At 62.2% G+C, this 4,887-nt stretch carries 5 protein-coding genes and 1 riboswitch; of the genes, 3 read left to right on the top strand and 2 right to left on the bottom strand.

Features of this window, described 5'->3' with window-relative positions:
- Nucleotides 1–47: 47 nt before the first annotated feature.
- Nucleotides 48–404, bottom strand: a complete 357-nt coding sequence (locus ABI_RS19060; protein WP_006274700.1) for an MmcQ/YjbR family DNA-binding protein — start codon at nt 402–404, stop codon at nt 48–50.
- Nucleotides 401–2,071: an amino acid kinase family protein gene (locus ABI_RS19055; protein WP_006274699.1), complete on the bottom strand. Its 1,671-nt coding sequence runs from the start codon at nt 2,069–2,071 to the stop codon at nt 401–403. The genes ABI_RS19060 and ABI_RS19055 overlap by 4 nt, the downstream gene beginning before the upstream one ends.
- Nucleotides 2,072–2,258: 187 nt before the next feature.
- Between ABI_RS19055 and ABI_RS19050 the strand changes: the two genes are divergently transcribed.
- From ABI_RS19050 to metX, 3 genes are all read left to right on the top strand, one after another.
- The gene (locus ABI_RS19050; protein ID WP_040309865.1) at nt 2,259–3,170 is read left to right on the top strand and encodes a DMT family transporter; all 912 of its coding nucleotides are present in this window, start codon (nt 2,259–2,261) and stop codon (nt 3,168–3,170) included.
- Nucleotides 3,171–3,194: 24 nt separating this feature from the next.
- Complete coding sequence (locus ABI_RS25385; protein ID WP_006274697.1) at nt 3,195–3,440, top strand: hypothetical protein; 246 nt, start codon at nt 3,195–3,197, stop codon at nt 3,438–3,440.
- Nucleotides 3,441–3,483: 43 nt separating this feature from the next.
- Nucleotides 3,484–3,592, top strand: a riboswitch (SAM riboswitch).
- Between the two features lie 112 nt (nt 3,593–3,704).
- Nucleotides 3,705–4,688, top strand: coding sequence for a homoserine O-succinyltransferase MetX (gene metX, locus ABI_RS19045; RefSeq protein WP_006274696.1), 984 nt, complete (start codon nt 3,705–3,707; stop codon nt 4,686–4,688).
- Nucleotides 4,689–4,887 lie beyond the last annotated feature (199 nt).

Below are 4,887 nucleotides of genomic sequence, written 5' to 3'. Positions count from 1 at the left end.
AATGGCGAAACGCGACGAGACGGAGGGGTCCTACGGACAGCTCCGCTTCACGTCAATCCCAGACTTACCCGCGTCTTCTTCGGTAACCCGGCCGCGACGATAGAATGGGACTGGCGGAGCAAGTCTTCCAATTCACCATCGTCCATCACGTCACCACGATAATACTGGATCCACTTCATCCCCCGCGACGCCAGATAGGGCGCCGGGCGGCAATCGGGATGATCGCGCAACGCCTCGAAGGCCAGTTCCGACACCTTGAAGCTGACGGCGAAATGGCCGTTTTCCTCGCTGGCGACGACAAAGACCTTGCCGCCCACCTTCCACACGTCCGAACCGCCCCATTGCACCACATGGCTGGTGGCGGGAAGTCCGGCGCAGAAGGCGTTACAGCTTTCCGGGGTCACTGGGAGAGCTTTGACTCGCGGGCGATCTGCAAGACATCGGCCAGAAGCGACTCGGTCGTCGGCCAGGCGCCGGCGCCCTTGCCCGTCACGTACCAGGTCTCACCATTATCAAGCTCGATGATGGCGCGGTTCTGTTCGCCACGTGCGCCAACCAGGTAGTGGTCGCGATCCAGCACTTCCAGTTTCATCGACGCTTGCAGGCCTTGTTCGGTGAGATAACACCGCGCGACATAACGCAGCCCCTTGCCGGTCGGGATGATCAGCGATTCCTCGGTGATCTGGCCGACTTCGAGATGCGCCGGTGTCAAGCCCGGGAAGGCGATCTCACGAAGAAGCTTTAATTTCGCGCCGACATCGGTGCCGTCGAGATCCGCGGTCGAATCCGGCTCGGCAAAGCCCAACCGGCGCGCTTCGTCCATGGCGGCGTCGAAGCTCTTACCTGACTCGACCTGGTCGATAACGAAGTTGGAGGTGCCGTTCAACACCCCGGCGATCGACTTGACCTTATGCGACTTCACCGCGCGCTTCAGAGCCTCGATGACCGGGGCGCCGCCGCCGACGCTGGCGGAATAGGTCAGCATGGCACCCGACGCCTTGGCCGCGGCGCGCAGCTTGTCACCCGAAGCGGCCACGGCCTGCTTATTGGCGCTGGTTACCGAAACACCGGCCTTGAGGAAGCCTTCCAGCAATTCCGCCGACGGCGAGACGCCAGTGCCGATATCAACAAAGACATCGACATCGTTGCGGACAAAGTTGCGCGCATCCGAGGTAAAGGCGGCGGCCAGCGGATGGTCGCGACGCTTGGACGGGTCACGCACCAGGACGCGGTCGACCTCGATCAGGTCCGACCATTCCAGGCAGCGTTCCAGGAACTTGGCCCCGACCCCGCCAGCGCCCATGACGGCGATGCGGATCGGACGCTTCAGCACGGCAGCCTTGCGGTAGGTGGTCGGCGCGCCCAGCACCGTCTGATAGCCCTTGGAAAGGCCGCCAACCTCGACGATCAGGCCCTTGTCGGCGGCGTAGCGCATGGCCTTGTTTTGGACCACCGGGAAGGCGATCTTCAGCGCCTCGTCCCAGTTCAGGCTGTCGAAGGGCTTGGCGGAATCGCCAACCTGGGCCGGATCGGCGTCGTAGATGGCGTCGACATCCTTATAGAGGCGCACCGGCGCCCCCAGCTTGTCGGCGATGAAAACAGCGGTCAGGTCCGAACCACCGCGGCCCAGCAGGACGGGCTCGCCAGAAGCGCTTTCGGCGACATAGCCCGGCACCACGACCAGGTCGACGGCCTCGAGGTCCTTGGTCAGCACGTCGGGCTTCATCGATACGGGATTGGCGTTCAGGTGCTCGCCATCGGCCACCAGGCCGATTTCAGAGGCGGAGCGGAAACGGGTCGGGATGCCCGAGCGTTCGCAGGCCATGGCCAGCAGGGTGGCGGCGCGCATTTCGCCGGTGGCAACCAGGTGCGGCGTGGCCGAGGACGAGGACGCCTGGGTATAGGCGCCGGCCAGGCGCAGAAGTTGGTCGGTCTGGCCTTTGAAGGCCGAGACGACGGCGATGATCTTACGGGCATCGCGGGTATAGCGGTAGATTTCCGACACGGCACGATGCAGCGCGCTCTCGGACACCAGCACCGAACCACCGAATTTGACGACGAGAATTGACATAGGCCTGCCCTGTTTATTCGTGTGAGGTCGCTACAGGAGCCAACAGCAAAGGAAAAGCGAAAATTGGCGAGTTCCGGTATTTTGCCACGACGGCTTATGAGCGTCACGCGAAGACGTGAAGGCGCGAAGACCCCGGTTGGAAGGTTCGGAGCTTGAATCGATTGCGCCTTTGCGCCTAGAAGCGGGCATGTCCTTACGCGCCTATGCCCTGCTGATCCTGACCAACTTCCTGTGGGCCGGAAACAGCGTGGCGGGCAAGCTGGCGGTCGGCCATATCGAACCGGTCCTGCTGACCAGCCTGCGCTGGGTGTTCGCCTGCTTGATCATCCTGGTCCTGGCCGTCCCGCAGCTAAAGCGCGACTGGCCCGTCATCAATGTGAAATGGCCCCTGCTTCTGGGCTACGGCGCCATCGGGTTTACCCTGTTCAACCTGCTGCTCTATATGGCGCTGAACCATACCAGCACAGTCAATGTGATGATCGAACAGTCGGGCATTCCGCTGGTTATCTTCTTGGCCAATTTCGCTTTGTTCCGCCTGCGCGCCACGCTGGCTCAGATCGCCGGTTTCGTTCTCACCTTCTGCGGTGTGCTGGTGACGGCCACCCACGGCGATATTCGCCAACTTCTGCATCTGAACCTCAATATCGGCGATGCCATGATGCTGGTCGCGGTCCTGGTCTATGCCGGCTACACGGTGGCGCTGCGTTGGAAGCCCGACCTGCACTGGAAGACCTTCCTGGCGACCTCATGTATCGGCGCCCTCGTCGCCTGTGTCCCCGCCTTGATCTGGCGCTATCACAACGCGCCCGTCACCTGGCCCGACGCCCAGGGCTGGTGGGTGGTGGCGTATGCCGCCGTCTTCCCGTCGCTGATCGCCGCCGGCGCCTATATCGCCGCGATTGAGCTGATCGGAAGCAACCGCGCCGGCCTGTTCATCAACCTTCTGCCGATCTTTGGCGTCATCCTGGCGGTGCTGATCCTGCGCGAACCGCTGCACGGTTTCCATATTGCCGCCCTGGCCCTCGTCTGCGCCGGCATTGTCCTGGCCGAATGGAGCCGCATCCGCGCGGGGCTTGCCGAACGCACTATTGCGCCATAAGCTGCTGCATAAAACGGGGGCCATATGCGATACCTTTGGAAAATAGTCGTTGGGCTTTTCGCCATAGCTACCGGCCTGGGCTGCGAAGGCGTAGCGGTGGCGGCCTATGTCAGATCCACCGATGTCTGGGCAATCCGCTTTGGTATGGCCGGAGACTTCTTCAATCTGGCCATCATAGCCGGCGGTCTCGGCCTGGTTTTTCTCGGTCTGGCCGTGTGGCTCCTCTGGCCACGCAAGGCGAAACAGCCCGATCTCATATCGCAGTTCTGACAGAACTCTTGACGCAACTGCGAAAATACGTAATGAAAATCGTAACTCATCGAGACCAGCCGAGGGAAAGGCCCGACGACGCTGGGGCAACCGCCACAAGCCTGTGGAATGGTGCCAACTCCTACGGGGCGCATTTCCCCGAAAGATGAGAGACACGCCAACCCGCCGTCGCGCGGGGCGTTCTCCCGTCTGGTCCCGATGACATGTTTTAGTTGCCCTACCGCTTCGCTGCTTGAGGGCATTACGTGTATCACCGGACACACCATGAATATGCAGACCTTTCTCAGCGCGCCTGATCTCGACGGTACCGATATCACGGCTCTTATTCCCGACGATTTCCGCCTGCAAAGCGGACAGAAGCTGGAACAGACGGATGTGGTGGCGCGGCTGTATGGCCCGGCCAATGCACCCGTCGTGGTCGCCGCCGGCGGGATCTCGGCCGGCCGGGTGCTGTTCGCCAAGGAAGACGCCACGGCCGCCGCGCCGGGCTGGTGGGAAGGCGTCGCCGGCCCTAACGAAGCCCTGGACCTCAATGTCTGGCGCGTGCTCAGCATCGAGTTCGCCCCGCGCTTGCCGGCCAGCCAGATCTACACCATATCGACCCACGACCAGGCCCGCCTGGTCAAGCTTTTGCTGGATCACCTGGGTGTCGAGCGCATCTACAACTTCGTCGGCGCCTCCTATGGTGCCATGATCGCCCTGGCCTTCGCCGAACTCTATCCCGACGCTGTCGAGCGGCTCTGTATCATCTCGGCCGCCCATCGCGCGCATCCGATGGCAACGGCTTTCCGTGGCCTTCAGCGCCGGTTGCTGTTGTTCGGAAAGGCCACCGGCCGCGATGCCGAGGGCATTTCACTGGCGCGGCAACTGGCCATGACCACCTATCGGTCGGACGCCGAATTTGCCGAGCGTTTCGACGGTCCGCCGCCTGAGCTGGCCGGTGAGAACTACACGGTGTGCGGCTATCTGCGGGCGCGTGGCGACGCCTATTCGGCGACCGATGTGAACCGCTGGATTTCCATGTCGGACAGCCTGGACCGCCATCGCGTCGATCCGGCGAAGATCAAGGCCAAGGTGTATTTGGCCGCCGTGCCGACCGATCGTCTGGTGCCCTATGACGACATGAAGATGTTGCATGGTGCCCTGGCCGATAGCGTTTTCATCGACTTCCCATCGCTGTATGGGCATGACGCCTTCCTTAAGGAGATTCCTGCCGTATCCGATATCGTCCGAATGTCGCTGAGCTAAAGCTGCAAAGGGCTTCTTTCTCCTTATACTCCCCCGTTATGCGGGGAGGTGGCTGCAAGCGACAGCGCGCAGTCGGAGGGGGGGGGCTTGGCACCCGTATGATGAACAGAGCAGTGAGAGACGATAGCGGGCCCAATCCCCCTCCGTCTCATTTGCTGCCGCAAATGATCCACCTCCCCCGCATAGCGGGGGAGTATAA

The organism is Asticcacaulis biprosthecium C19 (assembly GCF_000204015.1).
GTDB lineage: Bacteria > Pseudomonadota > Alphaproteobacteria > Caulobacterales > Caulobacteraceae > Asticcacaulis > Asticcacaulis biprosthecius.
This window is presented reverse-complemented; position numbering and strand designations above follow the sequence as displayed.